23 protein-coding genes, 1 tRNA gene, 1 other RNA gene and 1 riboswitch are annotated in these 24,468 nt (G+C 40.2%); of the genes, 3 read left to right on the top strand and 22 right to left on the bottom strand.

What is annotated here, in order from left to right; translation table 11 throughout:
* The first annotated feature begins 12 nt into the window (after positions 1-12).
* Entirely contained in the window at positions 13-369 is a 357-nt protein-coding gene (locus ACWM35_RS19255) for a winged helix-turn-helix transcriptional regulator (protein ID WP_454820486.1), read from the top strand.
* Positions 370-503: 134 nt separating this feature from the next.
* Here ACWM35_RS19255 and ACWM35_RS19250 read toward each other — a convergent pair whose 3' ends face one another.
* Genes ACWM35_RS19250 through ACWM35_RS19240 form a run of 3 tightly spaced genes read right to left on the bottom strand, consistent with a single transcriptional unit; the run spans position 504 to position 2,298 of the window.
* The gene (locus tag ACWM35_RS19250) at positions 504-854 is read right to left on the bottom strand and encodes a 2Fe-2S iron-sulfur cluster-binding protein (protein WP_454820485.1); all 351 of its coding nucleotides are present in this window, start codon (positions 852-854) and stop codon (positions 504-506) included.
* A complete protein-coding gene (locus tag ACWM35_RS19245) occupies positions 854-1,702 on the bottom strand; it encodes a family 1 encapsulin nanocompartment shell protein (RefSeq protein WP_454820483.1) in 849 nt (282 codons plus the stop codon). Before ACWM35_RS19245 ends, ACWM35_RS19250 begins: the two co-directional genes overlap by 1 nt.
* A 20-nt stretch (positions 1,703-1,722) precedes the next feature.
* The gene (locus tag ACWM35_RS19240; protein ID WP_454820481.1) at positions 1,723-2,298 is read right to left on the bottom strand and encodes an IMEF encapsulin system ferritin-like cargo protein; all 576 of its coding nucleotides are present in this window, start codon (positions 2,296-2,298) and stop codon (positions 1,723-1,725) included.
* A gap of 163 nt (positions 2,299-2,461) precedes the next feature.
* On the opposite strand from ACWM35_RS19240, the gene ACWM35_RS19235 reads away from it, so the two are divergent.
* Positions 2,462-3,139 carry a spore coat protein gene (locus ACWM35_RS19235; RefSeq protein WP_454820569.1) on the top strand — a complete coding sequence of 226 codons (678 nt, stop codon included), beginning with the start codon at positions 2,462-2,464 and terminating at the stop codon, positions 3,137-3,139.
* A gap of 202 nt (positions 3,140-3,341) precedes the next feature.
* Here ACWM35_RS19235 and metE read toward each other — a convergent pair whose 3' ends face one another.
* The 4 genes from metE to ACWM35_RS19215 form a co-directional block, all read right to left on the bottom strand.
* Positions 3,342-5,642: a 5-methyltetrahydropteroyltriglutamate--homocysteine S-methyltransferase gene (metE, locus tag ACWM35_RS19230; RefSeq protein ID WP_454820480.1), complete on the bottom strand. Its 2,301-nt coding sequence runs from the start codon at positions 5,640-5,642 to the stop codon at positions 3,342-3,344.
* A gap of 159 nt (positions 5,643-5,801) precedes the next feature.
* Positions 5,802-5,992: riboswitch (cobalamin riboswitch) on the bottom strand.
* Positions 5,993-6,264: 272 nt separating this feature from the next.
* Entirely contained in the window at positions 6,265-6,744 is a 480-nt protein-coding gene (locus ACWM35_RS19225; protein WP_454820479.1) for a flavodoxin, read from the bottom strand.
* Positions 6,734-7,624, bottom strand: a complete 891-nt coding sequence (locus ACWM35_RS19220) for a hypothetical protein (RefSeq protein WP_454820478.1) — start codon at positions 7,622-7,624, stop codon at positions 6,734-6,736. Before ACWM35_RS19220 ends, ACWM35_RS19225 begins: the two co-directional genes overlap by 11 nt.
* Entirely contained in the window at positions 7,617-8,084 is a 468-nt protein-coding gene (locus ACWM35_RS19215; protein WP_454820477.1) for a flavodoxin, read from the bottom strand. The genes ACWM35_RS19220 and ACWM35_RS19215 overlap by 8 nt, the downstream gene beginning before the upstream one ends.
* Before the next feature lie 254 nt (positions 8,085-8,338).
* On the opposite strand from ACWM35_RS19215, the gene ACWM35_RS19210 reads away from it, so the two are divergent.
* Positions 8,339-8,671: an LAGLIDADG family homing endonuclease gene (locus tag ACWM35_RS19210; RefSeq protein ID WP_454820476.1), complete on the top strand. Its 333-nt coding sequence runs from the start codon at positions 8,339-8,341 to the stop codon at positions 8,669-8,671.
* A gap of 415 nt (positions 8,672-9,086) precedes the next feature.
* On the opposite strand, the gene ssrA is transcribed toward ACWM35_RS19210, so the two are convergent.
* From ssrA to ACWM35_RS19135, 15 genes are all read right to left on the bottom strand, one after another.
* Positions 9,087-9,422, bottom strand: a transfer-messenger RNA (tmRNA) gene (ssrA, locus tag ACWM35_RS19205).
* A 153-nt stretch (positions 9,423-9,575) separates the two neighbouring features.
* Complete coding sequence (gene smpB / locus ACWM35_RS19200) at positions 9,576-10,043, bottom strand: SsrA-binding protein SmpB (protein ID WP_454820475.1); 468 nt, start codon at positions 10,041-10,043, stop codon at positions 9,576-9,578.
* A gap of 749 nt (positions 10,044-10,792) precedes the next feature.
* Positions 10,793-13,141, bottom strand: a complete 2,349-nt coding sequence (gene rnr / locus ACWM35_RS19195) for a ribonuclease R (RefSeq protein ID WP_454820474.1) — start codon at positions 13,139-13,141, stop codon at positions 10,793-10,795.
* A 20-nt stretch (positions 13,142-13,161) separates the two neighbouring features.
* Positions 13,162-13,908, bottom strand: a complete 747-nt coding sequence (locus tag ACWM35_RS19190) for an alpha/beta hydrolase (protein WP_454820473.1) — start codon at positions 13,906-13,908, stop codon at positions 13,162-13,164.
* A gap of 223 nt (positions 13,909-14,131) precedes the next feature.
* The gene (gene secG, locus ACWM35_RS19185) at positions 14,132-14,365 is read right to left on the bottom strand and encodes a preprotein translocase subunit SecG (RefSeq protein WP_454820472.1); all 234 of its coding nucleotides are present in this window, start codon (positions 14,363-14,365) and stop codon (positions 14,132-14,134) included.
* A gap of 101 nt (positions 14,366-14,466) precedes the next feature.
* A complete protein-coding gene (locus tag ACWM35_RS19180; RefSeq protein WP_454820471.1) occupies positions 14,467-15,384 on the bottom strand; it encodes a DUF7916 family protein in 918 nt (305 codons plus the stop codon).
* Between the two features lie 83 nt (positions 15,385-15,467).
* Positions 15,468-16,766: a phosphopyruvate hydratase gene (eno, locus tag ACWM35_RS19175; protein ID WP_454820469.1), complete on the bottom strand. Its 1,299-nt coding sequence runs from the start codon at positions 16,764-16,766 to the stop codon at positions 15,468-15,470.
* Positions 16,767-16,792: 26 nt separating this feature from the next.
* On the bottom strand, positions 16,793-18,325 hold the full coding sequence (gene gpmI / locus ACWM35_RS19170; protein ID WP_454820468.1) for a 2,3-bisphosphoglycerate-independent phosphoglycerate mutase: 1,533 nt from the start codon (positions 18,323-18,325) through the stop codon (positions 16,793-16,795).
* On the bottom strand, positions 18,318-19,079 hold the full coding sequence (gene tpiA / locus ACWM35_RS19165) for a triose-phosphate isomerase (protein ID WP_454820467.1): 762 nt from the start codon (positions 19,077-19,079) through the stop codon (positions 18,318-18,320). The genes gpmI and tpiA overlap by 8 nt, the downstream gene beginning before the upstream one ends.
* 34 nt (positions 19,080-19,113) lie before the next feature.
* On the bottom strand, positions 19,114-20,298 hold the full coding sequence (locus ACWM35_RS19160) for a phosphoglycerate kinase (RefSeq protein WP_454820466.1): 1,185 nt from the start codon (positions 20,296-20,298) through the stop codon (positions 19,114-19,116).
* A gap of 143 nt (positions 20,299-20,441) precedes the next feature.
* Positions 20,442-21,449: a type I glyceraldehyde-3-phosphate dehydrogenase gene (gap, locus tag ACWM35_RS19155; RefSeq protein WP_454820465.1), complete on the bottom strand. Its 1,008-nt coding sequence runs from the start codon at positions 21,447-21,449 to the stop codon at positions 20,442-20,444.
* A 52-nt stretch (positions 21,450-21,501) separates the two neighbouring features.
* Positions 21,502-22,524, bottom strand: coding sequence for a sugar-binding transcriptional regulator (locus tag ACWM35_RS19150; protein WP_454820464.1), 1,023 nt, complete (start codon positions 22,522-22,524; stop codon positions 21,502-21,504).
* Between the two features lie 133 nt (positions 22,525-22,657).
* Positions 22,658-22,915: a glutaredoxin family protein gene (locus ACWM35_RS19145; RefSeq protein ID WP_454820463.1), complete on the bottom strand. Its 258-nt coding sequence runs from the start codon at positions 22,913-22,915 to the stop codon at positions 22,658-22,660.
* Positions 22,916-22,927: 12 nt separating this feature from the next.
* On the bottom strand, positions 22,928-24,256 hold the full coding sequence (rpoN, locus tag ACWM35_RS19140) for an RNA polymerase factor sigma-54 (protein ID WP_454820462.1): 1,329 nt from the start codon (positions 24,254-24,256) through the stop codon (positions 22,928-22,930).
* Between the two features lie 100 nt (positions 24,257-24,356).
* Positions 24,357-24,428: transfer RNA gene (locus ACWM35_RS19135), tRNA-Arg, on the bottom strand.
* Between the last annotated feature and the right edge of the window lie 40 nt (positions 24,429-24,468).

The raw sequence follows: 24,468 nt of genomic DNA, 5'->3' as shown, positions 1-24,468 counted from the left end.
GGGGTTAAAAACATGACAAATTGCAATGGAAAAGAATTTCCGCACTCATGTACGAATTACCATAATGCGATTGAATTTATTGGAAAGCGTTGGATGGGTGTTATTATTCATACACTGCTAGAAGGCCCAAAACGCTTTCACGAAATTGTTGCCGCAATTCCTGGAATTTCGGACAGACTGCTAACAGAACGGTTGAGAGATTTAGAACATGAAGGACTAATTGTAAAAAATGTGGTGAGTTCCTCTCCTAAAAAAGTTGAATATGCATTAACAGAGACTGGAAAAGAACTAGAAGAAGTCATTTCTGCAATCATGAAGTGGGTTAAAAAGAGGGAAAATGGTTTAAATTCAGAGTTCAACGAAAAATAAGGCGTAAACCGCTCCAACGGTTCACGCCTTATTTTTTGTCACCGGTATAATTCCGCAGGTTATGGCAATAATTCCGCGAGTATTTTCGTTAATTCCGCGGAAATCACAACGAATTCCGCAAAACCGATAAAATCCTACAAAATTTCAGCTTGGCAAGCCAAGCGATACCCGTTCGATAACTGATCCTTTAGCTTCTTTTGCTCTTGTTCATTTGGAGAAGATATTCCCTTTGCTTGGACAACTTTGACCTTACATTGTCCGCAAGTACCTTTCCTGCATTTATACTGAATTAGTTTACCTTGGCTTATGGCGACATCCAGAAGTTTTCCTTTAGCTGGCTGAATGGTAAATCGTTTACTATTTTGCTCGACAATAATGTTCTCGGCCTGAGGTTTCACTTTTTCGAAGTGAACAATCGGAGCAGGACGCTCCACAATCAATCTGCCCGGAATGAGCGAACCAACTGTAAAAACACGTTCCTTCATTATTCGCTCATCGCTTCAAGCGTACAGATTGCAGAAGGGCGTTTGATTCGCAAAACAACGGTCTCATATATCCGGAATGGATGGTTCATCCCTTCCTCACCCATATAGGCTGTTTCAAAATCCTCAGATACGGCAAGGTCTAAATTATTTCTCCCGGTATTGAGTAGTACACCTGTTTTTCCTTTTAGCACAGGAGATTGGAAAACACCATCGGTAACCAATTCACGAATATGTTCAATTTCCAATACATTTGTATCGCGATGAACGCGATGAATCAATGAATAAAGCTGAGGTGACAGCACAAGCGCAAACGGCCCATTATGCTTCATTTCAAGGAGCTTATTCCTTGCATCGACAATATCCTGAAAAGCATTTCCAGACTCATACCATTCCCCAATTAAATGCGTAAGCCTGCCGGGAACATTCATTAACCCCGGAATATCAAACTCCCTTGCCCCATGAAAAATCATTTGATCTTCGAGATTCGCTACATCACGGGCAGCATTCGCTGCTGGGGAGAAATCAATGGGAATATCCAATACTTTGGCCTGTTCGAGATCTCGCCAATACAAAACAAAATCTTTATAAAGCAAAGGAATCGTATAATTCACCCGTTTGCTGGACTCAATTGCAGAATCAAAGGCTCCCTGAAAATCCATTTTTGCTTCTAAAGTTTCCGAAAAAATATCATTAAAAATACTCTGAACACCGCGGCCTAGCGGGCCATACAACTCAATAAACCTCCTACCGACCAATTGCCTGCGAGCTGAATCAATGACAGTTTTGTCTAGTTGTAAAAAATCCTGTTCCGTTAATGGGGCATCCGGAAATAATTGTGTTTTATTCATGCCTTACTACCCTCGCTTTCTTAAATTAGAGTGCCAACCGTAAAGCCTTTTTTCATTTTGGTGCTTTGCGTATTATTGGCGGTTGCTGAAGTTTTTCGTTCTAAATGGTCATGATGCTCATCATGATACGCATGCGGATCAACATAATCCGTATCAAAGCGGCTATTTATTTCAGTTAACATTGTTTTTACCTGCTGATAGTCTTGATAAGAAACTTGCCTTAATTGATTCAACAATGTACTTCGCTCTACATCGGTAAACCGGAATAAAGCTAAATCAAGGTGTTCAACAAAGTTATGTAGTCCAAACTTTTCTAAGTTCAACTCCTGTAATAAACGGTTGAACTCATTATTCGTTGGCGTAAACGCCCTCTCATCCTTTTCCTGTTGGAATTTACTGATAAGCGGGATTAATACCACCAAACGCGAAAGTCTTTGCTCTTCCTCTTCAAAAATATGATGATAATATAGTCGTTCATGGTCGTCCGTCGCATTTTGAATGACTGGGTCAAGCATGTTCATAAATTTTTCAATTGCATCTTTCGTTGTAGTAAAAATCTGATAAAAAATCTTTAATTCCTCTTGCAAAGCCTGCACCCCCTCATTCTCACTAAAAGTCATTATTGACGGGGAATCACTTTCTAAAACCTTCAATTGTAAAAAAGTTTTGGACATCGGTAATGGTGTGAATAACTCTAATTTCTTGATACATAATAACTATGGGTTATGACTACAATCATGAGGAGGAAATATATAAATGATGCAAAACCAACAGGGACCAACTCACCAAAATATGCATACAGGAAATGTGCCACAGCAGATGAATCATGGCGGCCATGAACTGTTTGATGTTCATGAGGTACTTTCCTCGGCAATTGGAACGATGAATCAGTATATGTTACTCAGGGAGCATATTAAAGACCCAGAGTTACGTGATATTGGTGACCGCCAATATCAATTTATGCAAGATGAATACAACATTACCGTAGAAAGCTTTACAACCGGACAAGATCCTTCCCATCGTACAACAAGCTATAAAATGACCCAGGGGAATGACTTCGTCTATGGGATGAAGCCGTCTCAACCGAAAAAACCGTGGCAGTCTACTATGGAGATTTCTGATGAATTCATCTCAAGCTGTATGCTGGCATCTTGCAAAAATGGCGCCACGGCTAAGACAATGGCTGCCTGTGAAGTAACAAACCCTGTTGTCCGCCGAGTATTAGCTGCTTCTGTCCCAAATTGTATTGAAATGGCTTATGAACTCTCCATCTATCAAAACAAACATCATTATTATCAGGTACCTCAACTCGCACAGCAGGATATGACTCAATTACTAAACGCCTTTGCCCCAGCTCAAGGCCAAGTACAAATGCAAACACAAATGCCCAATACAAATATGAATAATATGAACAACATGAACAATATGCCTCATTAAAAAAGAAAAGGCTGCCCTTTTGTTCCTTATAAAAAGGATAAAGGGCAGCTTTTTTTAGGTTAGCGCCTACCTAAAAATTCAATTGCCAGCGCCATATAATAACGGATCGATTCTAAGAAAGTATCGACTTCTACATATTCATTCGGCTGATGAGCAAGACTGGCAATCCCAGGACCGATTCATTCTAAAAAACCCTTTAACTCTAGTAACTTTTTTTCACGAGAAGTTTTTCTCTTACTTGTACTGCAGCTTTAACCATGGTCTCAAGTGCTGCAACCGTCTCTTCAAAACCACGCGTTTTCAAGCCACAATCTGGATTAATCCAGAATAAATTTGGATCGAGAACTTGAAGTGCCCGATCAATGTTTTTTATCAACTCTTCAACCTTTGGCACCCGTGGACTATGAATATCATATACTCCAAGTCCGATGCCTTTATTATAAGTATGTTGCTCAAAGGCGTTAATGAATTCTCCATGACTTCTTGATGTTTCAATAGAAATCACATCCGCATCTAAGCCATTAATGGCCTCAATAATATCCTCAAAGTTCGAATAACACATATGGGTATGAATTTGCGTTTCATTTCGTACCGAGGCTGTTGCAAGTTTAAAAGCATATACCGCAGCATTCAAATAACTTTCCCATCGTTCTCGCTTTAAGGGCAGCCCTTCACGAAGAGCCGGTTCATCCACTTGAATCATTCGGATTCCATTTTCCTCTAATTGTTCCACTTCTTCTCTTAGTGCAAGAGCAATTTGATTGGCTACATCAAAGCGGGATATATCATCACGAACAAACGACCAGTTTAAAATGGTAATCGGACCTGTCAGCATCCCTTTTACAGGCTTGGTTGTTAGCGACTGAGCATATGCTGTTTCCTTGACTGTCATGGGTAAACGATAAGCGACATCACCATAAATAAGCGGAGGCTTCACACATCGTGATCCATAGGACTGCACCCAGCCGAATTTTGTAAATTGAAATCCTGCTAATTTTTCACCAAAATATTCAACCATATCGGTCCGTTCGAATTCCCCATGTACAAATACATCTAACTGAAGGTTTTCTTGAATTTCAATCCATTTTTTTATTTCTGCTTTTATATAATTCTCGTATTCATTGTCCGTAATCTCGCCTTTACGCCAATTTAAACGCTGCTTTCTTACCTCCTGTGTTTGAGGAAAGCTTCCAATCGTTGTGGTTGGAAGAAGCGGTAATTGAAAAGCCAAACTCTGAACTTTTTGTCTGTCATTAAATACTGCTGAACGATCAGCACTGTATGTATGGAGCTCCTGAATGGCTCTTCGTACTTGTGCATTGTTTCGAAAAGATGATTCATTTATTGCTTGAATGGCGTTTGTACTTTGTGTGATTTCTTCACGTATTGCCTCATTTCCGTCCTGCACGCCTTTTGCAAGTTGAGCCACTTCCGTTAATTTTTCATCTGCAAAGGAAAGAGCATCTTTTAGAACTGCATTAAGAGCTTCTTCACTCTTAATCGTTACTGGCACATGTAATAAGCTAGATGAAGGTTGTACAATAAAACGATCTCTAGGTACAATCTCTGTGATTTCAGCGAGAATAGAGAGCTTATCAGCTAGATTAGCACGCCAAATATTACGTCCATCAATAACACCTGCAGCTAGTACTTTATCATTTGGGAACCCATATTTTTTTAATGCAGCAAGATTCTGACCATGATCATGAACAAAATCAAGTCCAATACCATGCACAGGGATTGAAACCACTTCTTCGTAATGATCAACACTATCAAAATAAGTTTGTATTATCACTTTTAGTTTTGGAGCAGCGGCAGCCAATTGTTGATAGACTTCGTGAAACAGTGAAACATCTTCTTGGGAAATCGTTGTGGATAGAATTGGTTCATCAATTTGCACCCATTCTGCACCTTCGTTCTGTAATTCGCGTAGAATAGTCGCATAAAGTGGAACAAACTGAGCGACAACTGTTTTTAATTCATTTTGTTTATAACCTTTTGATAGCTTTATAAATGTAATCGGACCTAAGATAACAGGCTTACCATTAATATCAAGTTCTTGCTTCGCTTCTTTATATAAGTGAAGCGGTTGGTTCTCCAGTAATTCAGGCACAGCTTCATCGAGCTCTGGAACAATATAATGATAGTTTGTGTTAAACCACTTCGTCATTTCCGCTGCTACTGCATCACCCGTTCCCCGTGCGATATTAAAATACGTCTCTAACGAAACTTTCTCCCCTCTACATCCAAATCTCTTTGGAACGAGGCCAAACATAACAGCTGTATCAAGTACATGATCATAAAAAGTAAAATCGCCAACAGGAATTAGATCAATCCCTTTTTCCTTTTGCTTCTGAAGATGATGCAAACGAATCTCTTTCATATGTCTTAGGAAGGTTTCCTCATCTAGCTTACCAGCCCATAACTTTTCTAACGCTTTTTTCCACTGACGTTGTTCACCAATCCTTGGATAACCTAAATTCGAGCTTTTTACGGTATTCATGTAACTTTTCCACTCCTTGTTTATTTAGATTTTCGTCTTCAACAAAAAATCTCCCTTTTCTAAGTAGAAAAGAGAGATTCATACGCATAGTTAACTAGAGTTGAGACAAGCAGAGTTTCCCAACACGTATTCTTCACCCCTCCCTATATCCACGTAGAGTACAAGCGCACACAACAGGCAGGTCTCCTGACTTAGGTTCATCACAACTTATCCCTTCCCATTTCTTATGAAACAGTGGTCATTAATAAGTTGCTCCCCATTACAGTGGCGGGACCGTGCCGGAATTTCACCGGACTTCCCTTTTAAGCTGAGTAAATCTTTTACACAGCACCTGTTGGTTTTTTATTCACTTTTTAAAATTTTTAGAATTTAATAGCCATATTAACATGTTAAATAGAGACTGTCAAAGTAAAATCGATTTCTATCTGTGAAGATAGATTATAGATACTTCTGTTATTCCACCAAATAGACGGGCTGGTCGCGATATAGGATTGAAAAACTTGAGGTTCGTGGCAGTGTTGTTGTCAGCATAATCGTATGTGAGACAGAGAAAAAGGGAAACGATATCGTTTCCCTTTCCTTACGGTTTCTTTTTCTAAAATCGAATGAAAAATCAATTCATTTAACAGCTTTTTTCATATACGGTTAATGCTTCTATCACAAATTGTTTGATGTCTGCTTCATCCTTTGGCTCAGGGTTAAACTCTATTTTTAATGGCTCCCCAACTATAGTTCCCCCTTGCTCTTCAATAAGCTTATAGAGTTGGTTTAGGGCACCGCAAAATTCCGGATAGCTCATATCTCCTGAACCGAAAATCGCAAAAGGATGCTGTTCGAGATCCAATTGTTCGATTTCTTCAATAATATCAAGGCATTCGTCTGGGTAATCTCCATCTCCCCATGTATACATTCCGATGAAGGTTAAATCATAGTTTAATAATTCCGTAGCTGATTGAATACTAAGAATATCGTCTAAAATGACCTCGTGATTTTGTTCTCTAAGCTTAGCAGCGATGATATCCGCAATGGCTTCCGTATTTCCCGACATACTTGCATAAAAAACGCCAATCTTCATTCCGATTCCACTCCATTCAATGTACAAGTTTAGGGACTCCACAGTTATTAACGATCCATTTACTTTCAACCGGTGAACAGATAAATAGTTGATTTTCAATGCCTGCCCCTCTAAATCCATGGCCAGCAACAATTTCAATAGGATGTAAGCACATGCTATCTTTTTGCACTTCATAGATTCTTGAAAAACCATATTTATCATGACTCGTGGTTGCATATAGCTTACGTTCTGCACTAAATAGATCTAAAAAGGCCTTTTTTTCTACAATAGGCTGATCGAACGGAATCCAGCGATTCTGATAAGGGCATAGCATTTCAATTGAACCTTTACCTGAACGGGATTCTCCTTTTGAGATAAAGATGTATCCATCATCGTCTTTGTAAATCGAAGAAATCATCGTTTGTGTTTCCTTTTTTATTAGCTTTAATTCCCTTGAGCTAAAGCTATATTTCCATAAGCCACCGTATTCCCTATTGATTTGCGTTCCAATGTAAATACTGTCATGATCATAGAGCAGGGAACGGATGACGGGCTGAACGGCTAAAGATTTAAATGGCTTGATAATATGCCAATTAGAGCCAAAATTATTAGAGATATAAAGGTTACTACCTCCATGTGTAACTACGAGTCCATGACGATTACCCGTTATATCCCACAACCGCTGCGGAGTTGGAAAAGATGTATGCGTCCATTTATTTTCCTGGAGATTGTATCGAACAATCGTGCCATAATCACCAATTCCGAAAATATATGCTCCTAAATTTATCAGCTTGTATATGTTTTCTGACATACGATATTGGAGAAGCCATTCCCCATCTTCAAAGGAATAAATCCCTTCCTGCTTTACTGCCACCATGAAAGGAATCTCCCGAGTAGCTAAAACTGCCGTTGCTCCTCGATCAAACATGTTCCATTTCCTTTTTGGCCATCACCCATGTCAATACGGATTGAGCGAATTGCTGACACTCTGCTATTTGTTCCTCCGTTTCAGGATTAAGCTCTATTTTCAACAATTCCGGAAAAACATCGCTGCCTCTTTCTTTTAAGCGGGTGGCAAATGTATCGACAGCTGCACAGAATTGCGGATAATCATGATCACCAGACCCGAAACAGGCTGTATAAACTCCAGTTAAATTTAGGTGATTCAATTCTTCAAAGAAATCCTCTGCTTCATACGGAAGATCCCCATCTCCCCAGGTATAAGCACCAATGAAACTACAATCGTAGTCAAGAATTCTGTTGGCTTGGGTTGTTTCAAGACTTTCCACTTCCACCTCACAACCTGCTGCGAGAAGTTCTTCCTTTAGAATATTTGCCATATCTTCTGTATTTCCAGACATACTTACATATCCAATTAGTATTTTCACTTATTCCTGCCCCCTAAATGATAATGGTTTTCATTTACTAGTTGATTCGATAATAAATGATAATGATTATCAATGTCAATTAAATTTTAAAATTTAGTTATTTTTTACTCTCAATATTAAGCACGCAATAGGTTTTCATTATTTTCAAAGAAATCCCTATCACTATTGAAAGAGATTTCAAAAAAGATTAAAATAAAATAGAACATACGTTTCCTCGTTGGAGATTCAATTTATTTTATGAAGGAGGTATAAACGTGGAAATCTGGGAGGCTTCTTATATCGCAGGAATAATTGATGGTGAAGGTTCAATTCCATTAACTAGAATGCATGAAAATGAATATCGTCGCCCATGTGTAACGATAGCTTCTACAGATAGAGAACTTTTAGTTTATATACAATCCTTAACAGGAGGAACAATCATAAATAAAAAAAACTATATGCCAGAACGGCATAAATACTCATTTACATTAAATATTAAGAAAAAAGATAGAGTGTTATCCATATTAAAACAAACTTACCCTTATCTAAGATTTGATAAAAAAAGGAACCGAGCTTTATGGATATTAAATAATTATGAAAATGTGTGACCTAGGAATGGTAAGTACAACAGGGAAATGGTAGAGATAAAAATAGCATTTGAAGAGGCTTTTTTTGAAATATAAAAAAGACCAGCATTTATATGCTAGTCTTGTTATCCACCTATGTATGGTGGAGACGGAGGGACGTGCGTTTCCATGCTTTCGTCATGGCACTGACTATATCTTGAACCTGATCACTTCAGGTCCTTCGGCGTCTTATGCGAAACATAATTTTTACCCATTCAGATAGTGTTTCGCATCCTAGTACTACCATTTCGAAATGGCAGCCTATAAGTCGATACACGGCTGTTAGATTGCTCCACATACCGCTCGGCATTGCCTTATCGCAATTTTCAGCGACTTAGGTTTCACCGATAAAGCCGAATTTTCACTTATGTGTTACCACATAAGGCGACTAATTTACTAATCGAACCCTCGTCCAAAGATATCGGCACTTAAGCTTCTACGAGTGTAGTCGACATATTCGTGATTCGCTGAGCCTTTTGCCTATCGACAGGCGGCCGGTCAGCTAGTCTGGTTGTTCTCTTCCTTCGCCCTCAGACGGTGGACTCCGGCGTAGCCTACTAAGAGTGAGTCCGCTACCCTACCACATAGGCGATGGAGGGGCGAACAGCTATGCAGTATTAAGCTGCGAAAGCTAAGTTGTTGTTAGTTTTGCCAGTTATAGGCGTTGACGTTTTAACGAGGCCGATCCCCTCGACTCGCAACCCAAGCTCGAACTACCCCTGTCGAATCCGTAGCGTCCCCATGATAAAATGCGCTAAATCTAGTTAAAGATTCTAGCAACAGACGTCGGAAGCTCTACAATAGTTTGAGCGTTAAGTCATCGCTCCTTAGCGACAAATTTATTATAACATACTTGCGGTGTTTTGCAATTGTAAGTATTTGTAAGCTACATTTTTTGTCTTTCGCGGAATGCTCGTTCGATATCACGCTTCGCTTCTTTTTGCTTCAATACTTCACGCTTATCATAATTCTTTTTACCCTTTGCTAAGCCGATCAATACTTTGGCAAAACCATTTTTTAGATAAATCTTTAAAGGAACAAGTGCATAGCCAGCTTCTCTTGTTTCACCAAACAGCTTATCGATTTCTCTTTTATGAAGAAGGAGCTTTCGCTGTCTTAGTGGATCATGATTGTACCGATTTCCTTGTTCATATGGACTTACATGCATATTCAGCAAATACATCTCGCCATTTTGGATTCTTGCATAGGAATCCTTAAGATTCACTTTACCAGCGCGAATCGATTTGATTTCTGTTCCTTGAAGAACCATTCCTGCTTCATACGTTTCTTCAATATAATAATCATGGTATGCCTTTTTATTCTGGGCAACCACTTTCCCTTCACCTTTTGGCATGTCTCTCACCTCGTTATGGGTTCATTTTAGCAGAAAAGACGAATCATAACAATTGTAAGGAGAGCGCAAAGGTTAATGCTTAGTGTCGGCTAATGGAAAGTGAGTCTACGCGACTGGTATGTTGGAATATGAGCTTTCACGGGCACGTATAACGCTTCTACGTGACCGATATCTTCGAATTTGAACTTGCACGGGCACGTATAACGACTCTAGGTGACCGATATCTTCGAATTTGAGCTTGCACGGGCACGTATAACGAATCTACGTGACCAATATCCTCAAGTTTGAGCTTGCTCGGGCACGTATAAAGATTCTATGTGTCAGAAACTCATTCACCACCATGGTTCCGGGCATTATAAACCCTTCATAGTGACCGAAATCCTTTCACCACCATGGTTCCGGGCATTATAAACCCTTCATAGTGACCGAAATCCTTCCCCCACCATGGTTTCGGGCATTATAAACCCTTCATAGTGACCGAAATCCTTCCCCCACCATGGTTTCGGGCATTATAAACCCTTCATAGTGACCGAATCCTTCCCCCACCATGGTTTCGGGCATTATAAACCCTTCATAGTGACCGAAATCCTTCCCCCATCATGGTTTCGGGCATTATAAACCCTTCATAGTGACCGAAATCCTTCCCCCACCATGGTTTCGGGTATTATAAAGCCCTCATAATGCCCGAAAATCTATCCAATCCATGATTCTGGGCATTATAAAGGCTTTATTCAAAAAGATCCACTATCCTATCTTCGCTTTTTCCTCTTCGTACTCTTATTTTTTGGTACATTCTCGTAGAATTTACGTTTCTTGCGTGTTTTTCCACCACCGGCACCATTTCCACCATCTGATTTTTGATTCCGGTCATCATTCTGTTTGTTGCGGCGCGGCTTTTTCACATCACTACCGGTTTTAAATACTTTCGGTGTTTCCGACCGTTCACGACGCGGTGTACCCTTCATACCGACAATTTCAAAATCAATCGAACGTTCATCCTTATTAACTTTGACAACTCGTACGGTAATTTCATCGCCAATCCGGAACACATTTCCAGTCCGCTCGCCAATCATCGCATAATGACGCTCGTCAAAGCGGTAATAATCATCCGTCATATAACTGACATGGACAAGACCTTCAATCGTATTCGGAAGCTCGACAAACATTCCAAAATTGGTGACTGAGCTGATGATGCCATCATACTCAACGCCAATTTTATCTTCCATATACTCGGCTTTCTTCAGTTCATCTGTTTCCCGCTCGGCGTCAACAGCACGGCGCTCCATTTTCGAAGCGTGCTGAGCAATTTCCGGCAATCGGGCATTCCATTTCTCCCTTGTCGTTTCATCCAGTTTACCTTCTATTAAATATGTCCGAATTAACCGGTGAACGATCGTATCTGGATAACGTCGGATCGGTGACGTGAAATGAGTATAAAACTCGGTCGACAATCCGAAATGACCTAAGCTTTCAGGATCGTATTTTGCCTGCTGCATCGAGCGAAGCATAACGGTGGAAACCACCATTTCCTCTGGTTTACCTTGAACCTCTTCGATAATTTCCTGCAGGGCTCTTGGATGCACCTCATTCGCTGTTCCCTTTACAATATATCCGAAATTCGTGATAAACTCGAAAAACTTCCGCAGTTTATCCTCTTTTGGATCCTCATGAATACGGTAAATAAACGGAACTTCCATCCAGTGGAAATGCTCAGCGACTGTTTCATTAGCAGCAAGCATGAATTCTTCAATCAGCCTCTCCGCTACTGACCGTTCGCGGAGAACGACATCAAGCGGTTTGCTTTCTTCATCCACCAAAACCTTGGATTCTTTGAAATCAAAGTCAATCGCTCCACGCTTCATTCTTTTATTTCGTAAAATAGCAGCAAGCTCTTCCATCATTTCAAACATCGGCACAAGCGGTTCATACCGTGAACGAGTTTCTTCATCTTGATCAACAAGAATCAGGTTAACATCATGATAAGTCATTCGTTCAGTTGTTTTAATCACACTTTGAAAAATTTCATGATGAACCACTTGACCTTCTGAGTTAATCTCCATATCACAGGACAACACCAAACGGTCAACCTTCGGATTTAAGGAGCAAATTCCGTTCGAAAGGCGGTGCGGGATCATTGGAATAACTCGGTCTACTAAATAGACACTTGTTGCCCGATCTTCCGCCTCCGCATCAATCGGAGTTCCTTCTTTCACATAATAGCTGACATCGGCAATATGAACCCCAAGCTTGTAGTTTCCATTCTCAAGCTTTTTAACGGTTACCGCATCATCAAGGTCTTTGGCATCAGCACCGTCAATCGTTACGATCACTTCGTTTCTTAAATCACGGCGGTTGACCAATTCACTCTCATCAATCGTATCCGGAGTTTCGTTTGCCTGTTTCAGCACGTCCTCTGGAAAGGACATTGGTAGACCATGCTTATGTATGATGGAAAGAATGTCTACTCCTGGATCATTTTTATGGCCAAGAACCTGGATGACTTCACCCTCAGCACTCTTCCTTCCCTCAGGATAGGTAGTTAGCTTAACTACTACCTTATGGCCCTCAACTGCCCCTTTGGATGCTGACTTCGGGATAAAAATATCACCAGCAAACTTTTTATCATCAGGAATCACAAAGCCAAAACTTTTGCTTTCTACGTACGTTCCGACAATTTGCTGGACTCCGCGTTCAAGAATGCGGATAATACTGCCTTCACGACGCTGTCCAGATGTTTCAGAGGAAATCCGCGCTAAAACAATATCTCCATGCATTGCCGTGTTCGTCTCATTCGGTGGAATAAAAATATCATCCATTCCTGGCTCATCTGGGATCACAAACGCAAAACCTTTCGCATGACCCGTTAATTTCCCACGAATTAAGTTCATTTTTTGTGGTAAGCCGTAGCGATTACTACGGGTTCGGACAACTAATCCTTTTTCCTCCATTTGCACAAGAGCTTTCACAAACTCTTTAAAATCACTCGAATCAGCAATACCAAAAGCCTCTTCCAGTTCTTGTACTGTTAAAGGCTTATATGCCTCATCTTTCATATATTGCAAAAGCCTTTCTATATGCTTTTGAATGTTTTCTTCCAAATTAATCCCTCCTAACAGGGTTAGTCATGCCAATCTAGTTTTTCTAAAAAGGCGTATACATCTTCGTGAAGCTGCTCACGTTCTTTATCGAGCGTGATCACATGTCCTGATTCCTCGTACCATTTTATTTCCTTCATTTCAGATTCCACTTCATTGTAAATAATATTGGCACTATCTGTGTTAATCATACTGTCATGCCGCGCCTGAACGACAAAAGTTGGAGCATAGATCATGTCGACATGATTGCGAACATCGGCAATTAATCCCTGAAGCGCCTTTAAAGTATTCATCGGTGTTTTTTGGAACTCATTCATTTCCATTTCGATTTGCTCATCCGATTTTCCTTCACGATTCTTATATTCGCGTGCATAATCTAGAATTCCTTGGTACATGACCTCTTCACTTTTTATATACATAGGCGCACACATAGGTACAATCCCTTTTATAGGTACAGTGTAACCCAATTTCAAGGAAAATACCCCACCTAAGGAAAGCCCTGCCACCGCAATTTCTTCATGTCCTTTATTTTTCAAAAAATTGTAGCCATTGATGACGTCCTGCCACCAATCTTCAGGACCTGTGTGAACCAGCTCTTCTGGTGGTACTCCATGCCCTTTGTAATGAGGTGCATGACAGGTATAGCCTTTTTTTTCGAGGAAGCGGCCCAGCATCCGGACATCTGCCGAATTACCTGTAAAACCATGTAATAAAAGTACTGCCCGTTTACCTCCTTCAAAAGTAAATGGCTTTGGCATTGCAATTTTCATTTAAAAAACTCCTTCAAATCAATAGTTGCTATTCTTAGTTTTAGCAAAGCAAACGGGAACATTCCAGAAAAAAGGCTTGATCAGCTTTTACAATTTTCTGCGTGCCTTTTACAATTCCCGGACCGACTTTTACAATTTTCTGCCCACCTTTTACAAAAAGCAGTACTAACCTTAATAAACACAAAAAAACCCGGCCATTAGACCAGGTTTCTAGCATTCTTTATTAAACTTCAAAGTATGCAACCGCGATCGCTAGTAAAATGAAAAGTACTGATAGAACGATCGTTATACGATGAAGAATCAAATCAAGTCCGCGCGCTTTTTGCTTACCAAAAAGGGATTCCGCACCACCTGAAATGGCACCAGATAATCCAGCACTTTTACCTGATTGAAGCAAGACAACAAGAATAAGTCCAATACTTACGATGACTAATAATGTAACAACGAATGCATGCATGAAGGCCACCTCCTGATAGGGTCGTACATTTCACAGTATTTTAAATTTACCATATTATCGTCCTTTTAACAATACTCGTTATTGTGACAGTTCCAAGAGATCTACCTTAACACGGAAGAAGCCATCCTAACGTATGTATGACGTTTACCTCTCACGACAATGGAATAGGCCGTTATGTTTTCAGGAATCGCCATCCCAGCTGCGCCTGCATCACCAATATGGAACAAATCAGCCCCTGCCATTTTACTATTTAGGGCAATTTGTTTAATGGTGTAGTCATCAGACCCTTCCTGACTTGTCCCAGTTGTAAGAATCGCCAGTGCCCCTTTTTCATGAACTGCATCTACCAGCTTAGAGGTTTTTTCCACCGTAAAGCCAGGAACTGTTCCTGGAGAAGGAATCAGGATAATATCAGCTCCTGCTTCTATGAAATGGTGCAGCGTTTCGATTGACATCAAACTGCTGCCCACTTCGCCAGCAACCCCGGCACTGTGCATTTTCCCCGCAATGATTAACCCATTCTCACCAAACACACCTCTGGCAATCTCGATTGCTTTGGTAATTTCGGTATTTGAGACACCCGTTTTGGGATTCCCGGTTAAACATACAAAATCGAAGCCTAATTCCTTAGCCTTTTGAAGTGATTTTTCAGAAGCCATTCTTCCTAATGGTAGCTCTATCAATTCTTCAACCTGTTTTGCACTCAAATCAACTGGTTCTAAATTAAGACCAATCGGACGCCCTACTAGTTTTTTTAAGGTCTTAACAATACTTTCAGGGTCATCTACGGGTAAACCTTCAAAGCTAGGGTTAAAGACATCAAAAAAGTTTAATAAAATTAAGTCTGCACCAAATGCTGCAGCCATTTCCGCATTTGTTACTGCAGGATAGTATGGAGACACTGCTCCAATAACTTCTGCCACAATCGTTCTACCCTCTGACGCCAAAATTGATTGCTTCAACTCTTGGCCATTCATCTGTTCAAAATCAGATGTCGTACAATCCAATAATCGTTTCATTGTAAATACCCCCAATTATTTTATAAGAGTATTTTACCAAAAAAAGGCACTCATTCATAAAATGAGTGCCTTAGAATAAAAGATTATTTCTTTAAGTTATAGAAAGACTTAAGTCCATTGTATTGAGCAGTTTCACCAAGTTGATCTTCGATACGAAGCAATTGGTTGTATTTCGCAACACGGTCTGTACGTGAAGGAGCACCAGTTTTGATTTGACCAGCATTTGTTGCAACTGCGATATCAGCGATTGTGTTATCTTCTGTTTCACCAGAACGGTGAGAGATAACAGCTGTATAGCCTGCGCGCTTCGCCATTTCGATTGCATCAAATGTTTCAGTAAGTGTACCGATTTGGTTTACTTTGATTAGGATTGAGTTACCTACGCCATTTTCGATACCTTCAGAAAGCTTCTTCGTGTTTGTTACGAATAAATCGTCACCTACTAATTGAACTTTTTTACCAATACGTTCAGTTAGTAATTTGTGACCTTCCCAGTCGTTTTCATCTAAGCCGTCTTCGATAGAGATAATTGGATATTTAGAAGAAAGCTCTTCGTACCAATCAACCATTTCTGCAGATGTCTTAACAACACCTTCACCAGCAAGATGATACTTTCCATCTTCTTTGTTATAGAATTCTGAAGATGCAGCATCCATTGCTAGGAATACTTCTTCACCTGGCTTATAGCCAGCTTTTTCAATTGCTTCTACAATTGTTTGTAGAGCTTCTTCATTTGATCCTAAGTTTGGAGCAAATCCGCCTTCATCACCAACAGCAGTGTTAAGACCTTTTGCTTTAAGAACTGATTTTAAGCTGTGGAAAATTTCTGCTCCCATGCGAAGTGCTTCACGGAAGTTTGGAGCACCAACAGGCATAACCATGAATTCTTGGATATCAACGTTGTTATCCGCGTGCTCTCCACCGTTAACGATGTTCATCATTGGTACTGGAAGCTGTTTAGAGTTGAAGCCGCCAAGGTATTGATATAAAGGAACATCAAGATAATCTGCAGCAGCATGAGCAACAGCCATTGATACACCAAGGATTGCGTTAGCTCCTAATTTACCTTTGTTTTCTGTTCCATCAAGAGCGATAAGAGCATGGTCGATACCAACTTGATCAAGAACGCTGAATTCTTCCCCAACAAGATGTGGAGCAATGATTTCGTTAACGTTGTCAACTGCTTTTAAAACACCTTTTCCAAGGTAACGTTCTTTATCTCCGTCACGAAGTTCTACTGCTTCATACTCACCAGTAGAAGCTCCACTTGGAACTAAAGCGCGGCCAAATGCTCCTGATTCAGTAAATACTTCAACTTCAACAGTAGGGTTTCCACGAGAATCTAATACTTCACGAGCGTATACATCAACAATAAATGGCATTTTTTTCTCTCCTTTAAAATCAATAATTATTTTAATAATGTTTTTCCTGTCATTTCACTTGGCTGCTGTACCTTTAAAAGATCCAGCATCGTTGGTGCCAAGTCACCTAATATACCGCCATCACGCAATTCTACATCATTTTTCGTCACAATGACTGGTACTGGATTCGTTGTGTGAGCTGTCATTGGTTCACCTTCAAGGGTGATTACTTCATCGGCATTACCATGGTCAGCGGTAATAATCGCTGTACCGCCTTTTTCAACGATTAAATCAACAATTTTACCTAAGCACTCATCAACGGTTTCAATCGCTTTAACTGTTGGCTCCAGCATTCCTGAGTGGCCAACCATATCAGGATTAGCAAAGTTTAAGATAATCGCGTCAAATTTATCTGCCTTGATTTCAGCAAGTAGAGCATCCGTTACTTCATAAGCACTCATTTCCGGCTGAAGGTCATAGGTCGCAACCTTTGGAGAGTTGATTAAAATCCGTTCCTCTCCAGGGAATTTGTCCTCACGTCCACCGCTCATAAAGAAGGTAACGTGCGGATATTTTTCCGTTTCAGCAATTCTTAACTGCTTCAACCCATTCTGTGATAGAACTTCACCAAGTGTGTTATCCAAATTTGTCGGCTTAAACGCCACATATCCATCAACCGATTCACTGAAGTGTGTCATACAAACGAAAAATAAATCTTTCGGATGCTTTTCACCGCGGTCAAACGAACGGAAGTCTTCGTTTGTAAATGTATTGGAAATTTGGATCGCCCGGTCAGGACGGAAGTTATAGAAAATGACGGCATCGTTATCTTTGATTGTTGCAACTGGTGAGCCATCTTCTTTCGTTATCACAGATGGAATTACGAATTCGTCAAAGATTCCATGTTGGTACGAATCCTCTACTACCTCTAGTGGATTTGTGTAAGTTGGTCCTTCACCGTAAACCATAGAGCGGTAAGACTTCTCTACACGTTCCCAACGCTTGTCACGATCCATGGAATAGTAACGGCCTGAAATGGTTGCAAATTCACCAACGCCATACTCCTTCATTTTATCCAGAGTCTGCTGAATATATGTTGTCGCCGTTTTCGGACCAACATCACGTCCATCAAGGAATCCATGAATATAAACCTTTTCAACGCCTTCATCTTTTGCCATCTTTAAAAGCGAAAACATATGATTAATATGGCTATGAACACCGCCATCGGACAATAATCCGAATAAGTGTAAATTTGTTCCGTTTTTCTTAACATGCTCCATCGCACTGCAGATGGTTTCATTTTTTTCAAATTCACCTTCGCGAATCGCAATATTCACACGGGTTAAGCTTTGGTATACAATGCGGCCAGCACCGATATTCAAGTGTCCAACCTCAGAGTTACCCATTTGTCCTTCTGGAAGACCCACTGCCTCTCCGGAAGCTGTTAAATGGGAATGGGGGTAACTGCCCCAATACCGATCGAAATTTGGTTTTTTCGCGTGAAAAACCGCATTCCCTTTGTGTTCGTCCCTGCATCCAAACCCATCAAGGATGATGAGGGCAACGGGGGACTTACTCATAGCTTCCTGCCTCCAATAGCTGCAAGAATGAACGAGGCTCAAGGCTTGCTCCACCTACTAAAGCTCCGTCAATATCTGGCTGTGCCATATACTCTTTAATATTCTCTGGTTTTACACTGCCGCCATACTGAATTCTAACCGCATTCGCAACGTCTTCGCTGAATTGCTGTGCCACAACCTGACGAATATGGGCACATACTTCATTCGCATCTTGTGAAGTAGAGGATTTACCTGTTCCGATTGCCCAAATTGGTTCATAGGCGATGACCGTTTGTTTTACTTGATCAGCGGTTAATCCTGTTAGTGCTTTTTGAACCTGAGAACCAACTAAATCCATGGTTTCGCCATTTTCACGCTGTTCTAATGTTTCACCACAGCAAACGATTGGAGTTAAATTGTATTTAAACGCAGCAAGCGTCTTTTTATTTACGGATTCATCTGTTTCATTAAACATTTCACGACGCTCTGAATGACCAATAACCACATATTGAACGCCAAGCTCAGCAAGAGGTTTCGGGCTAATTTCGCCTGTAAACGCACCGCTTTCTTCAAAGTGCATGTTTTGTGCACCAATTTTCACATCACTACCTTCCGTTACTTCGACAAGGCTTTGTAAAAATAAGGCTGGGGCACAAATGACAGAATCCATTTTATCGTGATAAGGAACAAGACCTTTTACTTCTTCCGCAAAGCTTTTTGCTTCCGCAAGTGTTTTGTTCATTTTCCAGTTACCCGCAATAATCGGTTTACGCATGAAAAGCACAACCCTTCTTACCTAAAAATTATAATTATTTATCATTCAAAGCAACTACGCCTGGAAGTGCTTTACCTTCCATGAACTCTAATGATGCTCCGCCACCTGTTGAGATATGGCTCATTTTATCTGCTAAATTGAACTTTTCTACTGCTGCTGCAGAATCTCCGCCGCCAATTACCGAATATGTATCATTTGATTCAGCAAGCGCTTCGGCAATAGCTTTTGTACCATTAGCAAATTTATCGATTTCAAATACTCCCATTGGTCCATTCCAGATAACCAACTTCGATTTTTGAATCACGTCACGATAAATCTCTGCCGTTTTCGGTCCAATATCAAGCGCTTCCCAGTCAGCTGGAATTTCGTTAATTGCTACTGCCTTAGAGTTAGCATCTGCAGAGAAATCATCTGCCACAATCGCATCAACTGGCACATAGAAATTAACTCCCTTTTCTTTTGCCTTTTCCATGAACGATTTCGCCAAGTCAATTTTATCCGCTTCAAGCAGTGACTTACCAATTTCATGTCCTTGTGCTTTAACAAATGTATAAGCAAGACCGCCGCCGATGATCAAGTTGTCTACTTTTTCTAGTAGATTTTCAATTACACCGATTTTGTCTTTTACTTTCGCACCACCAATGATGGCCGTAAACGGACGCTCTGGATTGGATAGAGCTTTACCTAATACATCCAATTCTTTTTCCATTAAAAGACCTGACACAGCAGGAAGATGGTGAGCAATACCTTCCGTTGAAGCATGCGCACGGTGCGCTGCTCCGAAAGCATCGTTAACATATACATCAGCCAGCTCAGCAAATGCTTTAGCAAGTTCTGAATCGTTCTTTTCTTCGCCTGGGTAAAAACGAACATTTTCTAATAGAAGGACATCGCCTTCACTCATTGATTCAATTAGTGCGTTAACAGAATCTCCATACGCTTCATCCGCTTTTTTCACTTCTTTACCAAGGAGTTCAGAAAGCTTTACACCAACTGGAGTTAAACGCATTTCCTCAACCACTTTACCTTTTGGACGTCCAAAATGACTTGCTAAAATTACTTTTGCACCCTGATCGATTAAGTATTGAATGGTAGGAAGTGCAGCGCGAATTCTTGTTTCATCCGTAATTTTCCCATCCTGCATTGGAACGTTAAAATCCACACGGCAAAAAACGCGTTTTCCTTTAACATCAACATCTTTTAATGATTTCTTATTCATGTGACGAGCCTCCTAAATGTAGATAAAACTCAAAAAAAAGGAGAGGGGGAATCTTCCCCGCTCCCCTTTTCAACACCAATTATCATTATAGCGGTCCGATGGTAAATTTGCCAATCGTGTCCAAATGATAATGAATATTAGGATTAAAGTCCTTTTGAAGCGATGTAATCAACAAGGTCAACTACACGGTTAGAGTAACCAACTTCGTTATCGTACCAAGATAATACTTTTACCATGTTGCCTTCCATAACCATTGTTGATAAAGCATCGATTGTAGAAGATGCTGTGCTGCCATTGTAGTCGCTAGACACTAATGGAAGTTCAGTATATTCTAAAATTCCTTTTAATGGACCTTCAGCCGCTGCTTTTAATGCTGCATTGATTTCTTCAGCAGTTACATTCTTTTCTAATTCAGCAACTAAGTCAACTACAGAAACGTTTGGAGTTGGAACACGCATTGCCATACCGTTTAACTTACCTTTAAGTTCAGGAAGAACTAGAGAAACTGCTTTCGCTGCACCAGTAGAAGTAGGGATCATGTTTTCTGCTGCTGCACGTGCACGACGGTAGTCCTTATGTGGTAAGTCAAGGATTTGTTGGTCGTTTGTATATGAGTGAACAGTTGTCATCATACCGCGTCTAATTCCGAAGTTGTCGTTAAGAACTTTTGCAAACGGTGCAAGACAGTTTGTTGTACAAGATGCGTTAGATAATACATGGTGGTTAGCTGCATCGTACTTATCTTCGTTAACACCCATAACAATTGTGATATCTTCGTTTGATGCTGGAGCAGAAATGATAACCTTTTTAGCTCCTGCTTCAAGGTGTTTCGCTGCATCTTCACGCTTTGTGAAACGGCCAGTTGATTCAACAACTACCTCAACACCAAGGTCGCCCCATCCAAGTTGAGCTGGATCGCGCTCAGCAAGAACTTTTACTTTAAAATCGCCAACAACTAAATATTCACCATCAACCTTAACGTCCTCTTGAAGAGTTCCGTGAACAGTATCATATTTAAGTAGATGTGCAAGCATATTTGCATCTGTTAAATCGTTAATTGCAACAATTTCCACATTTGAACTATTTAATGCCGCGCGGAATACGTTACGGCCAATACGACCAAATCCGTTAATACCAACTTTTACTGTCATAATAAATTTCCTCCTTGTTTTCAAAAAAAGGTTATTTTTATTTAAAAAGGTTTTACCCTTTTAGTAACTTTCTTGCTGCGCCTTCATCGGTGATCAAAATGGTTGATGCGGGTGCTTGTTTCATATAAGCTCGAATTGCTTTTGCTTTAGAATGACCACCTGCTACAGCGATCACATTCGGAATCTGCTCAAGGTCCTCCAATTGAAGTCCAATGGTTAGTACCTTGTGGACAATATCGCCTTCTTCATTAAAATAGTAACCAAAAGCCTCACCTACTGCATGATCTTCCTCTAACTTTTGCAGGATCTCTGGCCGTGATTTCCTTCTTTCAGCCATTGTAATAGCATCCCCAATTCCATGAAGAACCATGCTTGCCGATTTGATCAAGCTTAATACCTCATGAATGTCAGGCTCTTTAATTAGAGACTGATAAATCTCTGTACTAACCTGATCAGGAACATAAAAAACTCGATGTTTAGAATGGGTGTTTTTCGACATAATCGAGCTAATAGTATTTGCTTGATTATGTACATCTTCGCCAATTCCACCACGTGCTGGTACAAAGAGTAATTCTTTTTTACCAAGTTCAGGTGTGAGCTCTTCAGCGACAGCTGCCATCGTGGAACCGCCAGTTACAGCAATAATATTTTTCCCTGTCAGATATTTTTTCATGCAAAGCGCACTTGCCTTACCAAGTTCGTTTTTTACCATCGGGGATTCATCACTATCACCGGAAACAATCACAACCTTACGAATACCCAGGCGGTGTTTCAATTCCAGCTCCATCACGTCAATGCCCTTTAACTCCCGGATTAAACCTTCCAAATCCTCAAGCAAATACTTCCCTTCGGATGTTAAACTCATTCCAATATTATTGATGTAAATGAGGTTTTGATCCTTTAAAAAGTCAACCTCGCTTCTGAGAACCCGTTCAGTCAATCCAAGGCTAGCAGCAAGACTCCTTCTGCCAACAGGCTGCATAAATCCGATATGCCTTAGGATAGAATATCGTTTATGTAACACTTGAAGGAGATCAGGTAATAATCTTTTTTGGATATCAATAAATGATTGCATGATTCCATGCTCCTTTTATAATATGCAGTTGGTCACAAAATGTCCACCCTAGACAAATTATGTCCCACCTTCGCTAAAAAAAATCACCCCTGCTACAATTTTTATTTTAACAGGAGTAAAAACCTATTTCAACTTATATGTTTTCGATTTTTTCTTGTAAACGGTTACTTATGTCCAATTTGTTAATAATTCCAAAAGCAACCTCTTCCCCATCGATATGAACCACTGGGATCATGATTCCATAAAGCTCCGTTAATTCATCACTTTGTTCAATATCGATTTCTTCCAGTGTAAAATCCCACTGTTGTTTTAACTCTAAGATTGAGTTCTTTGCCTTATCGCATAATGAGCAGCGATTTCTTGTATATAACGTGATTATTGGCTGAGACATCGTTTATTCCTTTCAATCAAACCGTTTTCTTTTTGAAGAAGATGGGATACCAAGCTGATCACGATATTTAGCAACCGTCCGCCTCGAAATCACCATTCCTTCACTTGTCTTTAATCGTTCGACAATTTCCTGATCTGATAATGGGCTTTGTTTATTTTCATTTTTAATTAAGCTCGCAATCGTATTCTTCACCTGACTTGAAGAAGTATTTTCATTTGCTGTCGTTTGAATCGTACTTGTAAAAAAGGATTTTAATGCGAATGTGCCAATTGGCGTTTGGACATATTTATCTTTCACGGCACGGCTAACGGTTGATTCATGTATTTCCAACTCGACGGCAATTTCCTTCATTGTCATTGGCGCTAAATATTTCGGCCCTTTATAAAAAAACTCAGGCTGCTTATCAACTATTTTCGAAACAACCCTAATAAGAGTTTCTTTTCTTTGTTCAATACTTTTCATAATCCACTGATAATCTTGTACTTTCTCCTGCAAAAAACGGCCAGTTTGCTGGTCTTTGCTAGTGGTAAATTGACGATAATACTGATCATTAAAGTGAAGCTTCGGTAAAAAATCATCACAAATTCGAACGATTAGTCCTTCCTCAGACCGTTCAACAATCGCATCTGGAGTAATGTACGACGTATCTTCATGCGTAAATAACGCACCTGGACGAGGATTTAATCGCTGCATTCGATCAAAAACTTCTTGAATTTCCTTTAACGACACCTGAAGCTCCTTGGCAATCGACTTCCATTTCTTTTCGGCAAAGGGAATAAAGTAATCCGTAAGAATCGTTATCGCTAAACCATTCGCCAGATTTTCGCGTTCCACTTGGATTAATAAGCATTCCTGTAGATTTCGAGCCCCTATCCCTGCTGGTTCTAACGTTTGAATAACAATAATACAATCCTCCACTAAATCCACCGATACACCTAATCTAGCAGATATTTCATCCGAATGACAAACTAAGTAACCGTTTTCATCCAGATTATCAATTAAATGCCTGATAACCCTTAGTTGCTCATCTGAAAAACTATTGATTTTTAGCTGACTGATTAAATGCTCCTCAAACGTGGCTGACTTTGCCGCTATCTGCTCAATCCACTCATTTTCCGTTTTTGTCTGTTTTCTCCCCCGACGATTACGATCAATTAACGGGTTAATGGGTTTAATATTTTTATTTTCGACCTGCAATAGGGGATTTTCAAGCGCTTTATTTTCCAGAAAAGAAGTCAACTCTTGAGTAGAATACTGTAAAAGTGCAATCGCCTGCGTCAGCTCCTGAGTCATGACTAACTTTAACGTTTGCTGCTGCCATAAACCTGCTTTTAATTCCATTCTCCAATCCCCCCTTGCTCTATTTTACATGATAGAAGTGAATTGGTGTATGGTAAAAAATAAAAACCCCCTGTTACTTTGAACAGAGGGTTTTAGATGACGCGCTCGGAGGGAATCGAACCCCCATTTTAAGAACCGGAATCTTACGTGCTATCCGTTGCACCACGAGCGCATATATCGTATGCGACTTTAATATTATATGATAGTTTAAG

Source organism: Neobacillus sp. K501 (genome assembly GCF_053749995.1).
Note: the sequence above shows the minus strand (reverse complement) of the source record. Positions and strands in the feature narration are given on the sequence as shown.

Excerpts from the sequence above, each read along its gene's own strand:
- ACWM35_RS19255 (WP_454820486.1), top strand. The coding sequence starts at position 13 with ATGACAAATTGCAATGGAAAAGAATTTCCGCACTCATGTACGAATTAC.
- ACWM35_RS19250 (WP_454820485.1), bottom strand. The coding sequence starts at position 854 with ATGAAGGAACGTGTTTTTACAGTTGGTTCGCTCATTCCGGGCAGATTG.
- ACWM35_RS19245 (WP_454820483.1), bottom strand. The coding sequence starts at position 1,702 with ATGAATAAAACACAATTATTTCCGGATGCCCCATTAACGGAACAGGAT.
- ACWM35_RS19235 (WP_454820569.1), top strand. The coding sequence starts at position 2,462 with ATGCAAAACCAACAGGGACCAACTCACCAAAATATGCATACAGGAAAT.
- metE (WP_454820480.1), bottom strand. The coding sequence starts at position 5,642 with ATGAATACCGTAAAAAGCTCGAATTTAGGTTATCCAAGGATTGGTGAA.
- ACWM35_RS19220 (WP_454820478.1), bottom strand. The coding sequence starts at position 7,624 with ATGTTTGATCGAGGAGCAACGGCAGTTTTAGCTACTCGGGAGATTCCT.
- smpB (WP_454820475.1), bottom strand. The coding sequence starts at position 10,043 with ATGCCAAAAGGTGAAGGGAAAGTGGTTGCCCAGAATAAAAAGGCATAC.
- ACWM35_RS19190 (WP_454820473.1), bottom strand. The coding sequence starts at position 13,908 with ATGAAAATTGCAATGCCAAAGCCATTTACTTTTGAAGGAGGTAAACGG.
- secG (WP_454820472.1), bottom strand. The coding sequence starts at position 14,365 with ATGCATGCATTCGTTGTTACATTATTAGTCATCGTAAGTATTGGACTT.
- ACWM35_RS19180 (WP_454820471.1), bottom strand. The coding sequence starts at position 15,384 with ATGAAACGATTATTGGATTGTACGACATCTGATTTTGAACAGATGAAT.
- eno (WP_454820469.1), bottom strand. The coding sequence starts at position 16,766 with ATGCCATTTATTGTTGATGTATACGCTCGTGAAGTATTAGATTCTCGT.
- gpmI (WP_454820468.1), bottom strand. The coding sequence starts at position 18,325 with ATGAGTAAGTCCCCCGTTGCCCTCATCATCCTTGATGGGTTTGGATGC.
- tpiA (WP_454820467.1), bottom strand. The coding sequence starts at position 19,079 with ATGCGTAAACCGATTATTGCGGGTAACTGGAAAATGAACAAAACACTT.
- ACWM35_RS19160 (WP_454820466.1), bottom strand. The coding sequence starts at position 20,298 with ATGAATAAGAAATCATTAAAAGATGTTGATGTTAAAGGAAAACGCGTT.
- gap (WP_454820465.1), bottom strand. The coding sequence starts at position 21,449 with ATGACAGTAAAAGTTGGTATTAACGGATTTGGTCGTATTGGCCGTAAC.
- ACWM35_RS19150 (WP_454820464.1), bottom strand. The coding sequence starts at position 22,524 with ATGCAATCATTTATTGATATCCAAAAAAGATTATTACCTGATCTCCTT.
- ACWM35_RS19145 (WP_454820463.1), bottom strand. The coding sequence starts at position 22,915 with ATGTCTCAGCCAATAATCACGTTATATACAAGAAATCGCTGCTCATTA.
- rpoN (WP_454820462.1), bottom strand. The coding sequence starts at position 24,256 with ATGGAATTAAAAGCAGGTTTATGGCAGCAGCAAACGTTAAAGTTAGTC.